Here is a 21,111-nt window from a genome sequence, read left to right as displayed (position 1 = left end):
CTTATGATTGTTTCAGCCTTATACTAAGGAAATACGTAGCTAATCCTAATAATATATTACTTAGTCCGATTATACACTCAATGGGGTTATTAAAAAAAGCAAAGCCGATCATCCATAAGGATATAACAATAAAAAAGATTTGGAATAGGGGAAATAAAGGACTTTTAAATCCTTTTGATAATGAATCCTTGTTTTTTACTCTTAATATGAAAGTTCCTATAACAACTAAAAGGCAAGAAACAGAGAGTAAAACTCCACAATATATCATAATTTGCTCAAACGTACCGGATAATATTAATATAACGCTTATTAAGAACTGTAGCCAAAGGGCTTTTACCGGTATGCCTTTAGCGTTGTCTTTAAAATATTTCCATAGAGAATACTCTTTTGCTATGCTTGCGGTTACCCGTGGACCAACCCAAACCATTGCACTTATTCCTGATATTAGTAATAGAGATATTGCAACACCAAAGAGCTTAGCAAATTGATCTCCCAGCATATGCTGTACCGCAATGGTACCTACATTTAGTTTTCCTGTTAGTTCTGCTAACGGAACATGTTTTAGGAAAACAAATTGTAATAGGGTGTATAGTAGAGTTACAACAAGTGTTCCGCCGATCAGGGCTATAGGTAGTGCTTTGACTGGATTTTTAAATTCCTCGGTAATATAAGCTGCTGCATTCCATCCTGAATATGAGTAGCTTACATAAATGAGACTTACCGCAAAAGCGGTTGAGGTAATTTCACCAAGATAAGGCTTTTCGAAATTTATTGCATTTTCAGTTCCTGCGGGAAGCGCCAGACCGGTAATAATAAGTATCGCTATTAGTGATACCTTTAGTAATGTGGTGATATTCTGAAACTTTGAACTGGAATTGAGGCTAAAACTATGAATAAGAGTAATGCCGGCTATCAGTAGGATACCTATAAGTTTAGGATAAGCTGTCGATATTGGGAAATACTCGGTAAATGCAATAACAGCTAAGGCTATTGGAGCTGCAAAACCAACAGTAAGCGATATCCACCCCGAAAGATATCCTATAACGGGGTGATAAATCTGTGAGAGGAAAGCAAATTCGCCTCCCGAACGTTTGATTACCGTTCCTACTTCGGCATAGCTAAAAGCACCCGAAAGAGCTAATAATCCACCTAATATCCAAAGTGACAGGATAGCTCCTGTATTACTTAAATCTACTAATTGAAACCCTAAACTTGTAAATGCCCCTGTCCCAATCATATTGGCCACGACAATAGACATTCCTGTATATATACTTATTTTGGTTACCTGCCTTTTAGTCATTAAGCAACTGTTGCTTATTTTTTAATTTTGCTTTTGTAGTAATCGCGCAATAATCTATACGATTGTACGCTACTGTCCGCATTCAGATAATTATTACGAATATTCTTATACTCTTCTAAAATTTTGACTGATCTGTGATAGAGGACTGAATCTACGTCTGCTGTTGGAACATGATCTATAGGATAGGTATAGACAAAATTACTATATTTAGGATTATAGGTTGGTATCCTAAAGGCATTTCTTTTCGCAGTCTCACCCTGTTTTTCTGAATCAATAGCAGCTTGATTGAAAAAATCAACAGCATAATCAGGGTAACCGAATAAATATCCATAACCACGCCATCTTTCAAATTTTCCATTACCTTCTATCGCAGTGACTACTACGACGGGGTCTGTGCCGGGAACCAAACCAAACTGTCCGTAGAAACTTTCTTTTTCTTTTAATAGTTTATCTAAAGAACTTTTTCTTACTACACTTAGCTGGATAGTTCTTTTGTTCCCTCTGGAAGAAATGTAAGGCACCATAATGAATTGTAGATCTGGTATATTCAGCTTGTTTACAGCTTCCTGAATTGTTTGCATCCGATCGAGGTACATACCATGTGTACTACGGTTTAATACATTCCCATCTACTCTTTTTGCACTATCGGTATTTGCAACAGGAAAAGTAAAAGTAACCAACGAACTCATCGGTTTTATATCGCCTAATAATGTAAACAAGGCTTCATTATCTAATCCGCATTGTAGAATGGAGTCAATCAAATGCCGTTCATAAGCATTTAATACTGAATTATCAGATCCTGATGTATGTATATCCTTTGCCGTATTACATGCAACAAGGAATAAAAATGCCAGAACTATCGAGAGTGACAGGTACTTCATATGGATTTGTTTTTGCTTAAAAGACAGAATTTTAGTTGTTTTTAATTACTTAATATCATGTTTTTAGTTTTTAGAGCCTGTGTTTTAAGCGGGCTGTCTTCTGATGATTTCAGAATATCATCGCAAAGTTTTACAATATCATTGCGGCGATATGACCAATAATACCAGCTTAAGGCTTCCAGCATAGTAGTACGAAGTACAGGATCTTCGTTTACGTTTGCCGCAAACTTAATGTATTCCGGCAATTTATAATGGGTTGTCATATTCCGGATAGATCGTATTGATGACATCCGTGATTTCAACTTTAAAGCCGGATCATTTATTTCTACTATATATCGGTCGGTCGACTCTTTTCGTGAATTTATAGAACTCAATATTTCTTTATAAACTTCATCTTTATTCAATAAGTTTGTATTCTCGTCAATCGCTTTCTTGAGAGCAGCTTCTGTAATTTCTGGATCAAAGAAACCAATCGCAGAACTAGCCTTGAACATTACACGTTTGGATGTATTGTCATAAATCATAGAATTGATAACAGCACCAGCCAATCTTGGATCACCATTTTTGCCAATATATTCTAAACCTAACCGGCGAATCAGTTCATAAGGATCTGATACGGTTTTTTCCAGAACAGCTACAGTATCTTCATTATCCAATTTAATCAAAAGTCTTATTGCTTCTAAACGTACAGAACCAAATTCTGAATTGAAGTATGTTTCTTTCAGTAATCTTGAAATATCGGAATATTCATTATCAAATAATTTACGAATAGCGATGGCCTGTACGTCAGCACTCTTGTTTTTCAGAAGAGCTAACCAGTAATTATTATCCTTGTTCTTTAACGTTAACGCCTGATTCAAGTCAATATTTTTTTCAGCCGGGGCAAACCTGAAAGTAGGATCGCCGATAATATGAGTTTCAAGATAATTGATATGTTTTGCCCATAATCCTATACGGACACCTTCACCTAATAGACCAATCAGCTCATCCGGAAACTTATCTTGTAAAGAGTTTACACTGTTCGCTAATGTTACTATCGTTTTCCCTTCATTGAAGATGTAGGCTCCAGCAATGTATTCATCATTGTTAAATGACCCGTTATAGCATGCATCGAACATTACGAAACGAGCATTTGGCTTTGCATTATATATATCTTCCAGATGGATATCCATATTGTGAGCAATAATAGAATCTGCAATCGTCGTAGAATCGGTTAGTTCACCCCATTCGCGGGGAATGCCCAGATAATTGGCATAGTAATCTTTCTGTTCTTCTTTATCTTTTTTGCGTCTAACTGCTGCCGCAACTTTTCCCCGGGTATAATACTTTACACTTTCTATATTTTCCTGCGGATTCTTTGCTAGCGGGTAGCTGTTTATGTATTGTAAGTCAGGGCTACCATGTTCGTGAAATAGCGCTATATCAAGATCTTCTCTCTGAATTTCTTCTATAAGCTTAAATTTATAAGGGAAACGGCTTTCGTATGCCAAAAATTTAGCTTTACTACCTGCTTTGAACACACTGGGAAGTTGTTCGCGTAATGAAATTTGCTCACCAGACCAGGCTTCCATTGCTTCGGAATTATAACCATGCCCCCTGAACATCATCAGGTTGTCCACTTTGTTTGTATTATTGCGTTCTGCTACAACTTTCCGCAAATAATCATTGATTTGTTCATACGGACTTTTAGCACCTTTGCGTACAATTGGTTTAATACGTGCCGAATAGATATTTGATCGCAGACGCATTGCTGAATTCGGATCCAGAGAATAATAGTATAATAAAGGATTATTTTCATCTTTCTTCAGGAAATTAAATTTCAGACTGAAGTCATCATAAAACCGGTCGGATGGAATGGATGACCGTTCCCATTTCATTTCCTGATCCATTTTGAAAGCACTGGACAAATGTTGCGCATCTCTTATCATTGGAACAGGAATATCCCCGATCAGTACACATCCTTCCAATTCCGGCTTTCCTCCATGCAATTCGATAAGTTTATTCCGTATAGCATCGGCATCGCCTACTTCATCAATTAAAATATATACTCCAAGTCCTTCTTTCTGTAGGGTATTTTTATAAGCGTCGACAGCATCTTTTGTTGCCGAATATGTTTTGCTGTCTATCACAATCGCAAATGAAGTCTCAAATTTTCCATTTGGAGAGATAGTTTTTATTTGTCCAAATAAGAAAACAGGCAAAAGTAATAACGCGAAAATATTTAATAACTTATTCATTTTTTTTGATGTTAATTAAAGTTGTATATCCATTATAAAATAAAACCTATTGAAACAGTGAGGTTCGCACGCTTGCTATTATTTACTTCCGGAACAACATAGCCATTTACTTTTCCATAAGCATTGACGGCTCTATTACTTATTGTTAGAGGAATGGAATATTGGGCGTCAAACATCAGTTTCCAATAATTTTCACTCAAAAATAAGAAATCTTTATTTAATAATTCATTGATTACTATATGATCTTTGTTAGGGCCTCCATAATTTAACTCACAATCCTCAGCAAGGGAATAAATAGCCGATGCACCAATAAGCAATTGCCCGTTAAAAGGCAACCCTTTGTTTATGTTATACTTTCCATGAATATCGAAATCATATCTGTGTATATTTTGAAATGACGATGCGACATCTGGCTGAGGTAATAAATAATTGTCTTTTTGCATTACGTAAGTAACTTTTGTTCCGGTATGCCATAAATAACCTGTACCGCGCAGTTTATAATAATCATATCCCAAGTCAAATTGAGTCGTTTTAAATTTCGACCGCGTTTTTTTGTATAGTATTATCTGTCCTACCACAGGATCATTGGGATCTTTTACTTTGTCATAAAATATTCCGTTTATATTCTGATATGATGCATTAGCGAATAATTTATGTCTGTGTTTTTCTCCTTTAAAAACCAGAGCTATATTGCCAAAATAATTATCACTAGCAGTTCTGGCGTCGTTTATTATTTTGTATGATCCGTCAATCACATCTTCATAACTATATATGTATCCACCAGATAATAGAAAATCTGATTTTTCAGATTGAATTGAATATTGTAACTCCCCTCCAAATGTATTTCCTCTATAATCTCTCTGGCGGCCAGTTCCTGTTGTTTGCGTAAAAGATCCTAGCCCTTCCAGATAATAGAATGTAGCATTTTCGTAGGAATTCTTAAATACAATTTCACTTATCTCATGCATATTCTTATAATAGAAAACACCTCCCAGATTATGTTTGTCATTAATCGTCCACACAATCGAAGGAGTTAGTTCCAGTGAATAATATTTATTTTCTGGCCTTGGGTCGAGTTGTTTAGCTCCGGTAGAAACATTATAGTTAATACCAATACCTGCATAAAATTTATCAAATAATTTAGGAGTCGATACTTTTGTTTCCAGATTGTAATATTGAAGCCTCCAATCGGAACTTCGATCGTCGGCTATTATATATGGCATTCCCCGAAACGGATCAATAATTGATGCATTGAAACGGGCTTCTCGTTTTTTTTCTGTTTCCAGAGAGAATTTTCCCCATAAGTAAGCACCTTTTAGTGTAGTTGCTCCTTCTGCATTGAACAAGAAACCGTTATTTTTCTTGCCTTCCTGCTGACGGCGAAAATCTCCTTTCGTGTACGTATATCCTCCATTGGCATCTGTATAACTAAAAGTTTCGGATAGATTTAGCCCAGCGGAATTTAACGTGTTAATCCATAAATTGGAACTTTTATATAATTCCAGTCTGTCCGAAGTTATACTTACAGAATCTTGTTCCTGAGCTGAAAGTGGAATTGATAAAATACAGCTTGTCGAAAAAACGATGGCAATATTTTTAAATTGTGCTGATATATTCATTTTCATTAAATTCTTTTAGTTATTCAGATGTCTTCTGAGTTGTGGTGTATCCTGTACTTCAAAATCTTCAGAAGAATTATTCGTATCCTGAAATATAATTCTTCCATCCGCTGTTGTTTGCAGTATTTTACGGGATATACTTTTTCCGTTATAGGTTTCTGTTACTGTTGCATAGCCGGCATCTAAAGACGCAGGAAAGCGTTTTTCATTGTACCTCGTATCATCCCTCAGGCAATCAACCGCATCGAGGATTGCAGACTTAGGAATCTTGACATACACTGTGGCGGCTGTTGAATTTAACGGTTTCGCTGTATCAGTCTCATCAAACGTATAAGGTAATTTATAAATAACCATCCCTGACCCCATTACAGATGTCAACCATTGTCTTACAGACGCAGATTGAGTCCAGAATGCAGACAGCATATTGGGTACCGGGTAATCTAACGGGGCAGAGCCATCAATTTTTAGAACATATGCTTCATAATCGGCCGAACTAAGATCCAATAACGATTCATCTACTTCCTTATGATTACGTCCTGACAGGGCAATAACAATGCTTTTACCCGGATCTAACGGAACATCTTCCCCTGTTCCGGGAATCATCCATACTGACATGCCGAACAGATAGTCACTCAGGCTGGGATCAAATTCTGCAGGAACTCCTGAGGTCGGATATACATTCGATATACACAGACTATCTAAAAATACAACTTCGTCCGAGTTGTTATATATTTCATAGAATTGCTCGTAAAAATAATTGGTCTTTGTCCCGACAACAGCTTCGTACTTTGTTCCGGCATAATAGATTTCTTTAAAAACCAATGAAGATACGGTCGAAGCTTCTAAATTTAATTCAATGGATTCATTTTCTGTATAGTCATAAACATACACCGATGTCTTATTCGCTTTTATCAACAATTCGGAATTAACACCAAAAATCTCCTGGCTTTCTTCCGGAGTTAATTTTCCGGATATAGTGAATGTATATATTCCGGGTATCAGATTGGTTAGTTGTATTTCATCTCCGATGTGTGAAATTTCTCGTGTAAAAGATACTTCATTACCTATTCCACTATGATTTGTTACTTTTATACTCAACGGATTCTCCAAATCACCTGTAAAGTTGTTGAGCTTTAGTAATATTTTGGTATTCACTTCTTTAAATGCGGCTTCCTGATTATCGGCACAGCTATGAATAAGCAGCATACAGCAGGCAGCAAATAAATATTTTAAATAATTTCTCATTCTATTTTTGTTTTATTTATTTTAGATTTACCATGGGATTTTTGCCGATAGCTCTATCCCGAAGAACGAGCTTGGATTGAGCGTATTATAGGTATCAGTTCCTTTTTTGCGATAACGCGGACGGTACGAAAATAAATTGTTTGCAAAAAAGGATACCGATAAGTTTTTCCCTATTTCTTTAGTTAAATTCAGATTGAAACACCACAGGACAGGCATTGTTTCTGCTATGAAACGATTGTTTGACCGGTAATTCTTCCAGACTATTGATGAAAATTTGGATTCATCTGCATCATCAGGATTAAATTCATACCTGTTATTATCAGCTAAAGATATATAGGCAATCGGTATACTATCATTCGTCACCATTTTCTGGCTCTTGTTTGTCCATGTGGTCACAGCCGATAACGAAACTACAAATCCCAGTTCCGGTATATTATGTATCACACGAAGATTGGTCGCAAAACGGGTTCGTTTATATTTTTCAAATCCAGCCTCATATACACCCACATATTGTGAATTCAAATTGTCATTATTGATATAATATGTTTCATCGCGATTGTATGATTTTGTTTCTATATATCCGCCTGACAAAACAAAACTAGTGCGTATTGCATCAATTCGTGCAATATTCAGGTCAAAGTCAAAACCCTTGCTTTCTATACTTAAAGAATTTCCGGGTTTACTATATCTTACAAAAACATCCCTGCTGTTAGCCGCATCGAATTCCAGTCCGGTTCCATTATCTACATATTTGTCATAGGCAATTGGCACATAATTATCAAAGAAATTATATCCGTTTTTCATATTCTCATAATATGCAGTGACACTTAGAGAATTACGGCCCATAAATAGGTCGAAGCCTACTTCCGATTTTCTGTTTTTTGCTAGTTTTAAGTCATAATTGCGTGTATCAAATACACGTGTCGTCATTAAGTATTGGGGATTCTCTACATTTGTTGCCTTATCTGTATAATTCAAAATGTCGAAGTAAGCGTTTTCCGGATATAGATACATTAATGGAGCTGATTTTGTGATCTCACCGTATCCACCTCTTATGAATAGTTTCTTTTTCAATATTTCCATAGAAACATTTACTCTGGGCGATACCTCTGCTCTTATATCTTTTTGCTTATCCAGACGTAATCCTATTTGCATTTCTAACTCTCTTCCGTCAATATCTAACCTGTGGTTCTCTTCTATATAAGCTCCATATATCTGCATGAAAGGGATATCTTTATAAGCGCGTTCCCGGATAGCCTTTCCATTGCTAGTTGAGGGTGGTCTGAGTATATCATCAAAGGTTTTTCCTTCACCGTTGTTCCCTTCTGATTTAAAGTCACCTCCGACAATAAAACGATAACTGGCTCCGCCAAAGTCCTTAGCAAAAACTGCTTTAACCGACGCGAAGGTATTCCATTCTTTACCTCTCACATTATAGGCTGCCAGGTAAGAGTTTACTGTGCTGAATGCATACGCATTCTGGTCATTACCGTTCCAGTTTGTTAACTGATCACCATATATGTCATAAATGTGTTGGTTCGGGTTAGCCCCTACGACGCTGTTGTCACTCATTGCTGTAGAGTATATACTTTCAGCATTACTTTTTTTCTCTTCGTAATGTGATTTCTGATCAGTATACGAGGTAGAAAATGTATATTGTAAGGTTTTTAACCATTCCTTATTAAATAGATAAGAGCCATTTGCATTGAAACGTATGGAAGTATTATCAGAAGATTTCTTGCGTGCCAGGCTTTCATCATCTTCGTCCAATTTCATTCTGTCATTTGCCGATATAAAATCCAGGCTAAAATTAGCACGTAGCTTTTTAAAGAATGTATTAGAATATAATAGCTTAGCGGTATATCTGTTATATGTATTTGCTGCTTCGGTTTCTTTATTTAAAGAATGAGCATAATCGAATGAAAAATTCAGGTTTCCATTATTTCCTCCAAGGCTATGCCCTGCCGTAGCAGAAGTCTGTGTTATATTGGGATTCATCTTGAATCTCACCTGCAATGGTGATTTACCAGCTTTCGACCGTACAATTACTGCACCTGAAGCAACGTCACCATACTGTACGGAGGCAATACCTCGAATCACATCGACAGACTCGATATTGTCAGTTGATATCTGCCTCAGATCGACACCATTACCTGCGACCGATTCAAAACTGGCTCCGACTCCTGCGGATGGGGCCAGAATCTGTAGATTTGAGTTATTACTCACCGGAGCATTATCGATGATAATCGATGTACCCATACTACCCATAGCTTGTGATGATTTTGCCAGAGCGCCACTATTGGTATTTGCGTCTACGAAATTGCGCAATGCTACTGTATTTGCAGATGCTAATGATTGATTTGCAGGAACAGAGCCCGGTAGCAGGTTAAGGACATCGGCCAGCGATGTCGCTTGTATATGATCTATTGCTGCCCTCGAAATATTCGTAACAGGAGTAGCCCCTTCTTTTTTTGTGCGTGCAGATACTTCTATTTCTTTTAACCGAAGAGTGTTCTGCTCCAAAAAAAATACCGGAATCAAATCGTCTTCCGGAATGGTATACTTTTGCTCAATAGATATATAGCCTAATATGCTGATAACTAAATCAGCTTGTCCGACAGGAGTATTTCTGATACTGAAAGTTCCGTCTTTTTCAGTTATTGCCCATAGACTATATTGAGGAAGTGCAATTGTAGCCCCTTCAAGAGGTGTCTGGCTACCTTTTTCTAAGACTTTTCCTCTGAAAGTAACCGTTTTGGAATTTGATTGCCCATGCAAAGGAATACAGGTAATAGTGAATAACAGAACTAGTATGTTTACCAGAATAGTTCTAGAAATAATTAACCGAAAATTCATTTTTAGTATAAATTAGTTTATGAGTTGCGAATTTATGTATTATTTACAACTTAGCCAATACCTATAAATAGGTATTATAATCTTCTTTTTTGTTATTAATGGTGAAAAATAGTTAATTGGTTTGGGCGGGATAAAAAAATGAGGTGGGAGAGGTTACTGTTTCTCTGAAAAATTCATTTTATCAACGGATTTCAGAGATATCTCTATGATCAGTCCAGAAAAAAACAGAATAGCTTATATCACCTCATATGAATATTTTGGCCAGTGTTGTTTGATATAATCGACTCTGTCATCTTCTGTAACAATATAATCTATATCTCCTAAAGAAGCAACATGGTATGGTCTCGCAGTATTTAACTTATAACTATCGGCAAGTACTATCCGTTTAATTCCCCGCTCTATCATGCTACGCTTTATCATGGCCTCTTCCCTGTCGGGGCTCGTTAATCCTTTTTCCGGATGAACATCGCTAATCCCTATAATAACCCAGTCCGGATTTATAGTCTGCAATGCCTGGAAAACAGACAAGCCCAGTGTAACCCGGGATGATAGAAATACTCTGCCTCCCAAAAATACCAAATCCAGCAAAGGATGGTTGAAGAGTTCGTTTATTATCGGAAAACTGTTTGTGTATATTGTCAGTTTCATGTCTTTAGGTATCTGGCGGGCTACTTCAAGATTGGAAGTACCACCATCCATCAATATAACATCGCCATCATTAAATAATGGTATTACTTTAGCTGCCATCTGTTGCTTTACGGCTGTAGCAGTATTTAATCTGTCGGTAAATTCTATCGAGATTCCTGATTTGGCAATGGCTCCTCCATGCACCTTGGTTAACAGGCCTTTGTTCTCTAATTCTGCAAGGTCTCTCCTCAATGTATCATCCGAAACTTCCAACTCTATACTGAGAGTAGTAACATATATCCGGTTATCCTTACTTATCCGGTTTAATATATACTGATGCCTTTCTTCTTTAAGCATAATGTCGCATTATAATGTTGCGTAATTACGCAAATATCCGTATATTTATTTAGAAAATCAACAAAATGTTGATGTTTTTTTACTGATAATTGCGGTATTGTGCGTGTTTTTGCTGTGCAGAAGAATATGAATTAAGAATCGGGTAAAAAAACGCATTCCGGAATATCTGGAATTATTGATTTGAGCGATACAAAAAATATTTAATAAAGTTAAAAATGGAAGAGTTATTATGAAACAGGTATTAGTAGACATGGATGGAGTGTTGGCAGATGTTTATCGTCAGTTTCAGTTGTTTGAAGAGAGAGATACAGGTCAACTTATAAACCCGGAGCAACTTGTGGGTATATTGGAATTGGATGCTTTCCCGAATGGGAAGAAACATGTAATGTCTGAAGGGTTTTTCAGAACAGCACCTGTAATAGATGGTAGTATCGAGGGGCTTAAATATCTGAATGACAAATATAATGTTCTGATTGTATCTTCTGCCACAGAGTTTCCTCAAAGTCTCACTGAAAAAGTGGATTGGCTCAATGAGTATTATCCGTTTATTTCGTGGAAGCAAATTATTTTATGTGGTGAGAAAAAATCTATCAGAGGAAATATTATGATTGACGATCATCCTAAGAATCTGGATTTCTTTGAAGGGGAAAGGATTATTTTTACTCAACCGCACAATACACTGATCGAATCAGACCACTATACAAGGATAAACAGCTGGAAAGAGATAATGAATATATTATAAATAATGTTATTGTGGGGTATAAGATAAAACAGATGGATAATAAAATAATTAAATATCCGATAATACTCTTATTTTTGCAGTTACTATATAGATTCTATAGTAAACCCGAATCTGTATGGAAATAAATATCAGTTCCAGTCTGGATATAATCGGATACATTTGTATTTCGGGAAATAGATGGAATTTGAAGTAAGGTTATATTCGGATAGGGCCATGAGTAACAAAAGAAACAGATATCAAAAGTATTACATAATCCCTCTCATTTTTTTCATTTTTTCCGTTACGTTATATGGAAAGGATGAACTGAAATCTATGTCCGATTATTTAGATCATATAATTAATAATAAAGAACAATTTACAGAGCAAAAGGAAAAGGATATCAATAGCCTGAGGAAATTATTGGAAAAGAAAAGCTCGTCTTTAGAATACAAATATGAGATAAACCTTAAATTGTATCATGAATATAAGAAGTATAAACTGGATTCGGCGATACACTATGCGGAAAAAAATGTACAAATAGCGGAATCATTGGATAATCGAAGCTTAAGATATAACGCAGACATTAATCTCGCCAGTGTTTATTCCTATTCCGGCAAATTACTGGAATCGGAAAAAATACTGATGAGGATTGACTCTCATAAACTACCGAAAGACCTGTTGCCCGATTTTTATGAAACCTACATGCACTTCTATTCACATTATAGTGTTACAAGCAATCAGAGTAAATACTATCATCAGGTCGAAATATACCGGGATTCATTGTTGAGTGTGTTAGAGCATTCTTCTTTTCTATATAAAATTAATATTGCCCACAGGTGTATCACTGAGGGTAATACGAATAAGGCGTTGGATTTGCTGAACGATCTGCTTGATGTCGAAGATATCGATAGCCCCGAATATGCGATGATCACTCACTATCTGGGAATAATAAACGGAATAAAAGGAGATGCCCAACAGGAAAAAAAGTACTATACAATGTCGGCTATAGCCGATATAAAAAATTCGATCAAGGAAAATGCTTCTTTTCAGCGCCTGGCATTGATATACTATAACAGCGGGGATATCTCCAAAGCCTTTAAATACACGCAGTCGGCTATTGAAGATGCCGTGTTTTCGGGAGTTCAGTTTCGTACAGCCGAAATGTCGGAGTTTTATTCAATAATTAATGCTTCGTATCAGGCAAAGGAGGCGAAAACGAACAGCACATTAAAGACTTATCTTATGCTGATAAGTATACTGACTGTATTCCTGATACTCCTAGTGGCTTACGTCTACAAGCAAATGAAAAAATTGTCCCGTATAAAGGAGGTATTATCAGAGACGAATAAAAAGTTGCTTGGCCTGAATGAGGAGATTAATGGAACCAATGATCTGTTGAATCAAAGGAATGGACAATTGTGGGAATCTAATCAGATAAAGGAACAATATATTGCTCAATTTTTGGATCTGTGTTCGACCTATATCGATAAAATGGAAGATCATCGTAAAACCCTTTATAAACTGGGAATAAACAGGAATTACGAAGAACTGATTAAAAAATTGAGATCGACCACGGTGGTCGATAAAGAACTGGATGAACTATATGCGCATTTCGATAATACTTTCCTAAGCCTGTACCCTACATTCGTTTCCGATTTTAATTCCTTGCTGGCTGATGATGAACAAATCACTCTTAAAGCTGAAGATCTATTAAATAAAGAGTTGCGTATCTATGCGTTGTTACGTCTAGGCATAACAGATAGCACCAAAATTGCAGCGTTTCTGCGTTGTTCTATGAGTACAATCTACAACTATCGTACAAAAATGAGAAACAAAGCTGCCGCAAATCGTGAAGAGTTTGAAGATACAGTCATGAAAATAGGAACAATGAATCGTAAAACCCGGTGAAACCATTCTAACTGATCTACATTTTTTTTATTTGAAAAATATTTTATTTGCTGTATACTAAGTAGATAGCACGCTTTTGTTTCTACAAAATAAGCAACAGTAATTCTCACCAATATTATTTGGAATTAGCTTTGTCATAAGAGGAAAAAACTATTCATATAACGTTTTTTCTTAATGAGAAATACCAAAATAAGAAATATACAAATGCATTGGGATTTTTGGTTGGAACTCCATCGGGGAGACTAAACGCTCTCCTTTGGAGTTTATTTTAGCATTTACAGTTAAAAAAAATATGAATATCATGAAGAACAAATTTTATTTATTGGCATTGTTAGCATCTTTAATAATTCTGCCGCACACACTTCAGGCCCAAAAGAAAGGGGAAATAAAAAAAGATATAGCTATACAACTTTATTCTGTCAGAGATCGTATAGGTAGCTATGTAGGCCAAACAGGAGGCTATCAGAACGACTATACTGCTATTCTCAAAGAATTGGCACAAATGGGATATACCTCTGTAGAAGCCGCCGGGTATAATGATGGAAAATTCTATGGCCGTACTCCGCAGGAATTTAAGAAGGATGTCGAAGCCGCAGGTCTGAAAGTGCTATCGTCTCACTGTACAAAATCATTAACACATGAAGAGTTGGTTTCCGGTGATTTTACAGAGTCGTTAAAATGGTGGGATACAGCAATTAAAGCGCATAAGGAAGCCGGAATGACTTATATAGTTACTCCCTGGCTGGATGTACCGGCTACAGTGAAAGACTTGAAAACGTATTGTGACTATTATAACGAAATAGGCAAAAGGTGCAAGGCCAATGGCCTGAAATACGGATATCACAATCATGCACATGAGTTTCAGAAAGTGGAAGATGAAGTGGTTATGATGGATTATATGATAGAAAATACCAATCCGGAATATGTATTTATTGAAATGGATGTGTATTGGGTGGTGATAGGGAAAAATAGTCCGGTCGATTATTTCAAAAAATATCCTGGCCGATTTTCAGTCTTGCACATTAAAGATCATAGAGAAATAGGTCAGAGTGGAATGGTCGGTTTTGATGCTATTTTTAAGAATGCTGAAATTGCAGGTGTGAAACATATCGTTGTAGAAGTTGAAAAATACTCAACTACAATTGAAGAAAGTATTAAAACCAGCCTGGATTACTTACTCGATGCCCAATTTGTTAAAGCAAGCTATAGTAAATAATTAAATTTTGATTTATGAACAGGGTTATAACAGCATTATTCGCTTTAAGTTTCATCTGGTTGAACTCATGTGCTGATTCAAAAAGCAGGCTATTATTTGGTGGAGTTGACAATAAAAGCTGGCAGACTTCAGGCAATGTTTCTATAAAAGACAGTCTTTTAATCCTTTCTGGTCAGGATTCTTATGCTATTCTTAAAGACGGGAATTATAAAGATTTTGACTTGGAACTGGTGATGCGTTCCACACAGAATGGAAAAGGTTATATAAATTTTCACACTGACGATTCCGGTAAGGGCTATCGGATAGCGATTAATAATGATGTGGCAGATCCGGTATGGTGGCGAATGACAGGAAGTTTGCTGTCGGTTCGAAACCTTACTAAAAGCCGGATAAAGGATGATCAATGGTTTACAATGAATATCCGGGTAGAAGGTCAGTCGATAACGGTAAAAATAGATGGAGAGCCTGTTGTAGAGTATCTGGAACCTAAAAATCCAATACGTATATCTCCGAACGATAAATCTGTTCTTTCAAACGGGACGATTTTGCTGGCTAGCAGAGGGGATGGAAGTATCGAATTTAAAAATATCTCTATTGAAACGCTTGACAGAAAGGATATAAATATACCGGCACAACTGGCGATTGCCAAAGATGAGCAAAATGATGATATACTCCGTCTTCATCAGGACGATTTTCCTGTTCTCGACTATCATGTCCATTTAAAAGGAGGATTCTCAAAGGAAGCTGCGGCAAAGCAATCGAGAAAACTGGGTATCAATTATGCCATTGCTCCTAATTGCGGGATCGGTTTTCCGATCACAAATGATGATGAAGTATTTAATTTCCTCGATACAATGCGCAACCAACCCTTTATACTTGCCATGCAGGGAGAAGGCCGCGAGTGGGTGACTACATTTTCGGAAAAGGCAAGGAACGAATTTGATTTCGTCTTTACCGATGCACTTACATTTAATGATATGAAAGGCCGCCGGGTGCGTCTGTGGATAAATGAAGAAGTGATGATTGACGACGAGCAAAAATATATGGACATGATTGTTGACAGAACTTGTGATATGCTGGAAGAGCCTGCTGACGTATTTGTTAACCCGTTTTTCCTGCCTGAACAATTAAACGACCGTTACGATGAATTCTGGACGGAAGACAGGATGAATAAGGTAATCGATGCACTCGCTAAAAGTAATATGGCTTTAGAGATAAATGAATTATACAAGATTCCGAATAAAGCGATTATTATAAAAGCAAAAAATGCCGGAATAAAATTTACTTTCGGTTCAAACAATATAAGCCCAGAGGTGGGGCGGCTGGAATATTCTATATATATGAAAAATGAATGTGGTTTGACACAGCAAAACATGTACAAGCCAAAGATAAAACTATAAGATAAAAAAATAAAAATTGTTTTTATAATATAAAATTCAGAAAAGCCGGTAGAAGTTAATCTACCGGCTTTTCTGATGTTTTAAATTGAGTATTTATCTTACCCGGAAGCATTTCTTGTTGTCAAAAATAACTTTAAAGGGATAAAAGGAACTATAAACAAACATATACGCCAAACAGAAAAACAAATATATATTATAAAATGTTAATGATAATATAACTGCTAACACGATAAAAGTTAAAATATTATCAGCTAATTGTATGTATGGCATCAGATATTCGGTATATTTACAAGAATTTGACCCAATATTGGATCTATACAGCAGTTAAAACATAAATTTTTAAAATCATGGCAACTATGTCTTTTATTTATCGGTACTCATCCCGAGGTGGAGGTTATACCGGTAGCTTGAACTTAAGGTTTATCCATAAGCGCAAGGTCAAGCAGTTGAGTACGCCATTCAAACTTTATCCGAATGAATGGAGTGCTTCCCGACAACAGGTTATACATCAGCATCCTGACAGAGAGTCTTACTTACGCCAGGTTGAAGAGTATCTGCAGCAAAGCAGACACCTGTTTGCACAGACAATCCGCTCTCTTGAGAAGGAGGGCGCCTACGGACTTCAGGAAATTATTTCTCATTTCCAGTTTAATCTAACCGATATTGGTCTGAAAAGTTTTGTACGCCAACTATCCGGAGAGCTGATTCGCCTGGGGCAAGAACGGACGGCCCGTGCCTATTGGACCGTAACTTGTGGAATTATTGAATTCAACAGCGGGAGAGATATACCTTTATCTCATATCAATTGCTTCCTTATTAAAAGTTATGAACGTTCGTTAAAAGAAAAAGGGAGGCGATTGAATACAATCTCATTTTATATGCGTAATCTACGGGCTATTTACAACAAAGCAATACGGAAAGGCTATATTGAGGCCAAAAATGAAAATCCGTTTCTGGATGTATACACCGGAGTAGATAAGACTCGTAAACGGGCTTTGAGTGCGGAAGAGATTCAACGCCTACACGATCTTGAATTTTCCGGTTTCCTCGACAAAGGGAAAACCTCGGAAATGGATAAATCAAGTTTGTATAAAGCATGGCGTATATTTTTCTTTTGTTTTCATACCCGGGGTATGAGTTTTGTAGATATGGCCTATTTGAGAAAAGATAATATACATGGAGAGATTATCCGTTATTACAGAAAGAAAACAGGCCAGTTGATAGAAGTCAAGATCACATCAAAACTGCAGTTGTTAATTGACAGTTTTGCCGGAGAAGTAAAGGATTCCCCTTATCTGTTTCCTATTATCCGGAATAATAATAAATCCAAGAGGCTATATTATGAAAGTGGGCTACGGCAACAAAACAGGTGTTTAAAGTCTCTGGCAGCTAAGGCCGGTATCAATAGATGCTTGTCTACGCATGTTTCGCGCCATAGTTGGGCAACAATGGCTAAAAAGGAAAACTTGCCTATATGGGTGATAAGTGAGAGCCTGGGGCATTCTAATGAAAAAACAACTTATACTTATCTGGCGGCATTAGACCGCTCTATTTTAGACCAGGCTAATGATATTGTATCGGCTGCCATAGGTATGACCACGAAGAGACAATACCTTCCAAAGTATTAATAGGTCTTAAAATTAAAATTTACACAACTTATAAAAAAAGACTACATTATTTATCTTTACCTGTCTTCGCACAGACAGGCAGAAGATGCTTTGTCCTGAAATTTGCATTTTTTCAGAACCCAGTAATGCTAATTGTAATTTAGCATTTAAATGTTAAAGTTTGTGTACTAATGTTGCTATCTAAATGTTAAAGTTATACATTTATAACATGAAAAAAGTGTAGACTGTATTCCGTCACTTACGAAGTGACAGTCATATTAAAATTCGATGAAGCAAAATTATATAAATTTATAGATCAAGGCCGTTTAAAAAGACACCCGTTTATTCCAGATTTCCGCCAATCCGACTCTTTTCTCTTATATCTCCCGGCGATTTACCAATATTTGCCTTACAAAAGTCGTTAAAATGTGATACAGAAGTAAAACCAAAATTAGAACTTATCTGCTTTAGAGTTAAATCTGTTGTTCTCAATTGATGAAATATCCTTTCTGCTTTTTGATTTATCATCCATTTATAAGGTGATATTCCAAATACCCGTTTAAACCGTTTCTCGAAGCCTGATACTGTATAATTCATAGCCTCAGCCAATTCTCCTACCGATTTGTATTTATACCAGGCATCCATAATATATGTAGCAAAGTCATTCCCTCCTTTCAAGGCATTTTGGAAGAACTCAACTAAAACCTCCTTGGGATAGAACCATCTGAATATATAGAATAATTCTTTTATTTTTATTAAGTAAAAGCATTTACAATTAGCGCCGGCATCTATGTATTCCAGTAAGACATCAAGGTATTTCTCCATGATCTCGTTTATTTCTAACGTGCCTAATTTTACTTGTGTTGCACTAGAGTACTTCGACACTTGCGAAATATCCTTTTCAAGATCCGTAAAATTATAATCATCACAAAAACGGGCCTGCCCTTGTATACACATAACAAGCAAGCTACAATCCTCTACTGCTTTGCATAAGAAATTATAGCCAGCAGGAAGATATAGTATTTGACTTTTTCTAATTTGGCAATTAGTAAACTTACCCAAAGAAAATAAAATCTCCCCGTCTAGCACGAAAATTAATTTATTTCCCAGTGGGACATTCTCCCACAATTTACCTTTTTCAATAGAAACCGCTTCAATAATAGGGTTTTCCCCTTTATCATAGTTAATGCAGCTCAGATGTTCTTCTGAGTATAAAAGTTCCATAAAACGCAATTTTACAGTGAGTTTAACAATTGTTTGTAAAAATTTTTTGCTTTTTGTTATTTCCCCTGCATGGAAATTGCTGTAAAGTGGTGTATTATAACACAATATGGGAGAAACCCATAATTATTCACCCGTCCGGGTAAATAATTTGTTCGGCAGTTTGTAAAACATCTGGAAGTGTGATATTAGCTTTTTCCTTTTATTTCCTTGTATCTAGCTGTTTTTGTCTTTATAATCTGTCACTTCGTAAGTGACGGAACATTTATTCGAAAGTATTATATTTATTATGAATAAGATAGGGATTTGTTTATGAAATGTAGTACTAATGTGTTAAATTGACAAACATTGTGTGAAATTGACAAACTATCGGCGGACGGATAAAGCGGGGAATTGGCTACAAAAGGAATTGTCGCCATAATCGAATCATGAATTGCAGTTAATACTATCCAGCACGATTAAGCTTCAATAAAGGATTACTTGCCAGAAGAATTTTGATTCTGATGAAAAGTATTATATGCCTGTATTCTATATAGGCCCTAAAAAGCACATCCTAAAAATTGAACACACACATAGCTTTAACTATATACAAGTTTACTTAAACATTAAAAAATTAAAAAATGAAAAAAGTATTATTGAGTTTGACTTCTGCCGTTTTGCTGCTAACATCTTGTAGCAACGATGAGAATGTTCTGAACAATCCTACTGGTACCGGGGAAGTTGTTACTACCTTAGCTTTTGATGGTATCACAAACAAAAATTCGGTATCAAAAGCAATTCCTATTACTGGTTGGGACAATGTGAAACAAGTTCAAATGTTATTGTATAGAACTGATGGTTCAGTTGCTTACTCCCGTATTGTGCAACCAACTACATCTAATGCGACATTCTCTTGGAATGATGTTCCTGCGGGTACATATACTCTTGCTCTTGTAGCGAATATTAATTATACTTCTGATAATGTAGCAACTACTTTAGGTGGTTCTTCCAGTAGTGCATGGGTTGAATTGGATCGTTACAATGTTGTTGGAAAGAAAGTAAATTCCGAAATCTATATCGATCTTAAAGAAAGAGCAGCAGGTTTTCCTACAGAACATACATTCCTGACAACTAACGCCAGCTATAAACCGTATGAAGCATCATCAGAGGTGTTTACTGCCTATCAGACTGGTGTGGAAGTAAAAGAGGGCGAAAAGAATACATTAGGAACTTTAGCTCTGAAACGTGAAATTTCAATGGCTCGCATCCTTGTTGATAAAGAAGTTAAACCTACAGCTCCAAAATTGAATGAAGTAAGTTTCAACCATTCTTCATGTCTTATATCTATCGAAAATATGCCTGTAGGTCTTGGTCTTCAGTTCGATACATTCAATGGCGGTATATACGATGCTGTTTCATTTAATCCAAACAGGATAATAATAGGTGCATATGGCACAGATGCTTACAATACAGCAGATCCGGTGTCAGGCTATAAGAATCCGGCTGGCGGTGCAGTAACTATACTAGGTACTGAAGGAACAGATATATATACTATGTGGAAAGATATCCAGGTATTGCCAAATGCTACAAAGAAAGAAATAGCTGACGGAACATTTACTAGCGGAGGCGATATTAAGGCAGAAAACAGATATAAAGTTCGTCTTACAGGATGGGTACAAGCCGGATATGAGTTTGAAGATGGTGTAGCTGCAGTTGCACAACCGGTATACTGGAAAGGTACGATCAAAGGTGTATTCTCTCGTAACACAATCCGCGAAGTGAAAATTTCCATCAAAACAAAGGGAGAAGGTAAAATTACTCCTTTTGAAGGAGAAGGTGAACTTGAAATTACAGTTGGCACACCGGAAGATTGGAATTCTGTTATTGAAACCGAACCAATGGATGTATAAACTGTGTAGTATTGCACTTACAGTTTT

General features: G+C 36.4%; 14 protein-coding genes. 6 read left to right on the top strand and 8 right to left on the bottom strand.

Going from position 1 to position 21,111, the window contains the following annotated elements; all coding sequences use genetic code 11:
* Nucleotide 1 precedes the first annotated feature (1 nt).
* The 7 genes from GGR21_RS05975 to GGR21_RS05945 all read right to left on the bottom strand — a co-directional run bounded on the left by GGR21_RS05975 (nt 2) and on the right by GGR21_RS05945 (nt 11,122).
* Complete coding sequence (locus GGR21_RS05975; protein WP_183306273.1) at nt 2-1,300, bottom strand: APC family permease; 1,299 nt, start codon at nt 1,298-1,300, stop codon at nt 2-4.
* A gap of 14 nt (nt 1,301-1,314) precedes the next feature.
* Entirely contained in the window at nt 1,315-2,181 is an 867-nt protein-coding gene (locus GGR21_RS05970) for a hypothetical protein (RefSeq protein ID WP_183306272.1), read from the bottom strand.
* A gap of 41 nt (nt 2,182-2,222) precedes the next feature.
* Nucleotides 2,223-4,418, bottom strand: a complete 2,196-nt coding sequence (locus GGR21_RS05965; protein ID WP_183306271.1) for a HEAT repeat domain-containing protein — start codon at nt 4,416-4,418, stop codon at nt 2,223-2,225.
* Nucleotides 4,419-4,450: 32 nt separating this feature from the next.
* The gene (locus GGR21_RS05960) at nt 4,451-6,043 is read right to left on the bottom strand and encodes a DUF6850 family outer membrane beta-barrel protein (RefSeq protein WP_183306270.1); all 1,593 of its coding nucleotides are present in this window, start codon (nt 6,041-6,043) and stop codon (nt 4,451-4,453) included.
* Nucleotides 6,044-6,052: 9 nt separating this feature from the next.
* The gene (locus GGR21_RS05955; protein WP_183306269.1) at nt 6,053-7,282 is read right to left on the bottom strand and encodes a DUF4876 domain-containing protein; all 1,230 of its coding nucleotides are present in this window, start codon (nt 7,280-7,282) and stop codon (nt 6,053-6,055) included.
* 27 nt (nt 7,283-7,309) lie between these two features.
* Nucleotides 7,310-10,138: a TonB-dependent receptor gene (locus GGR21_RS05950; protein WP_183306268.1), complete on the bottom strand. Its 2,829-nt coding sequence runs from the start codon at nt 10,136-10,138 to the stop codon at nt 7,310-7,312.
* A gap of 234 nt (nt 10,139-10,372) precedes the next feature.
* Nucleotides 10,373-11,122, bottom strand: a complete 750-nt coding sequence (locus GGR21_RS05945) for a DeoR/GlpR family DNA-binding transcription regulator (protein ID WP_183306267.1) — start codon at nt 11,120-11,122, stop codon at nt 10,373-10,375.
* 229 nt (nt 11,123-11,351) lie between these two features.
* On the opposite strand from GGR21_RS05945, the gene GGR21_RS05940 reads away from it, so the two are divergent.
* From GGR21_RS05940 to GGR21_RS05920, 5 genes are all read left to right on the top strand, one after another.
* The gene (locus GGR21_RS05940; RefSeq protein WP_183306266.1) at nt 11,352-11,864 is read left to right on the top strand and encodes a 5' nucleotidase, NT5C type; all 513 of its coding nucleotides are present in this window, start codon (nt 11,352-11,354) and stop codon (nt 11,862-11,864) included.
* Between the two features lie 312 nt (nt 11,865-12,176).
* Nucleotides 12,177-13,751, top strand: a complete 1,575-nt coding sequence (locus GGR21_RS05935) for a DUF6377 domain-containing protein (protein ID WP_246348003.1) — start codon at nt 12,177-12,179, stop codon at nt 13,749-13,751.
* Between the two features lie 301 nt (nt 13,752-14,052).
* Nucleotides 14,053-14,967 (top strand): sugar phosphate isomerase/epimerase family protein, encoded by a 915-nt coding sequence (locus GGR21_RS05930; protein ID WP_183306264.1) that lies wholly within the window; start codon nt 14,053-14,055, stop codon nt 14,965-14,967.
* 14 nt (nt 14,968-14,981) lie between these two features.
* On the top strand, nt 14,982-16,367 hold the full coding sequence (locus GGR21_RS05925) for a DUF1080 domain-containing protein (RefSeq protein ID WP_183306263.1): 1,386 nt from the start codon (nt 14,982-14,984) through the stop codon (nt 16,365-16,367).
* A 356-nt stretch (nt 16,368-16,723) separates the two neighbouring features.
* Nucleotides 16,724-17,995 (top strand): site-specific integrase, encoded by a 1,272-nt coding sequence (locus GGR21_RS05920; protein ID WP_183306262.1) that lies wholly within the window; start codon nt 16,724-16,726, stop codon nt 17,993-17,995.
* A 321-nt stretch (nt 17,996-18,316) separates the two neighbouring features.
* On the opposite strand, the gene GGR21_RS05915 is transcribed toward GGR21_RS05920, so the two are convergent.
* Nucleotides 18,317-19,198 carry a helix-turn-helix domain-containing protein gene (locus GGR21_RS05915; RefSeq protein ID WP_183306261.1) on the bottom strand — a complete coding sequence of 294 codons (882 nt, stop codon included), beginning with the start codon at nt 19,196-19,198 and terminating at the stop codon, nt 18,317-18,319.
* Between the two features lie 617 nt (nt 19,199-19,815).
* Here GGR21_RS05915 and GGR21_RS05910 point away from each other — a divergent pair.
* Nucleotides 19,816-21,084, top strand: coding sequence for a FimB/Mfa2 family fimbrial subunit (locus GGR21_RS05910; protein ID WP_183306260.1), 1,269 nt, complete (start codon nt 19,816-19,818; stop codon nt 21,082-21,084).
* Nucleotides 21,085-21,111 lie beyond the last annotated feature (27 nt).

Source organism: Dysgonomonas hofstadii, from assembly GCF_014196915.1.
Classification (GTDB): domain Bacteria; phylum Bacteroidota; class Bacteroidia; order Bacteroidales; family Dysgonomonadaceae; genus Dysgonomonas; species Dysgonomonas hofstadii.
Note: the sequence above shows the minus strand (reverse complement) of the source record. Positions and strands in the feature narration are given on the sequence as shown.

Coding starts and splice junctions, on each gene's coding strand:
- GGR21_RS05960 (WP_183306270.1), bottom strand. CDS start 6,043: ATGAAAATGAATATATCAGCACAATTTAAAAATATTGCCATCGTTTTT.
- GGR21_RS05970 (WP_183306272.1), bottom strand. CDS start 2,181: ATGAAGTACCTGTCACTCTCGATAGTTCTGGCATTTTTATTCCTTGTT.
- GGR21_RS05975 (WP_183306273.1), bottom strand. CDS start 1,300: ATGACTAAAAGGCAGGTAACCAAAATAAGTATATATACAGGAATGTCT.
- GGR21_RS05925 (WP_183306263.1), top strand. CDS start 14,982: ATGAACAGGGTTATAACAGCATTATTCGCTTTAAGTTTCATCTGGTTG.
- GGR21_RS05965 (WP_183306271.1), bottom strand. CDS start 4,418: ATGAATAAGTTATTAAATATTTTCGCGTTATTACTTTTGCCTGTTTTC.
- GGR21_RS05940 (WP_183306266.1), top strand. CDS start 11,352: ATGAAACAGGTATTAGTAGACATGGATGGAGTGTTGGCAGATGTTTAT.
- GGR21_RS05930 (WP_183306264.1), top strand. CDS start 14,053: ATGAAGAACAAATTTTATTTATTGGCATTGTTAGCATCTTTAATAATT.
- GGR21_RS05920 (WP_183306262.1), top strand. CDS start 16,724: ATGTCTTTTATTTATCGGTACTCATCCCGAGGTGGAGGTTATACCGGT.
- GGR21_RS05910 (WP_183306260.1), top strand. CDS start 19,816: ATGAAAAAAGTATTATTGAGTTTGACTTCTGCCGTTTTGCTGCTAACA.
- GGR21_RS05915 (WP_183306261.1), bottom strand. CDS start 19,198: ATGGAACTTTTATACTCAGAAGAACATCTGAGCTGCATTAACTATGAT.
- GGR21_RS05945 (WP_183306267.1), bottom strand. CDS start 11,122: ATGCTTAAAGAAGAAAGGCATCAGTATATATTAAACCGGATAAGTAAG.
- GGR21_RS05950 (WP_183306268.1), bottom strand. CDS start 10,138: ATGAATTTTCGGTTAATTATTTCTAGAACTATTCTGGTAAACATACTA.
- GGR21_RS05935 (WP_246348003.1), top strand. CDS start 12,177: ATGTCCGATTATTTAGATCATATAATTAATAATAAAGAACAATTTACA.
- GGR21_RS05955 (WP_183306269.1), bottom strand. CDS start 7,282: ATGAGAAATTATTTAAAATATTTATTTGCTGCCTGCTGTATGCTGCTT.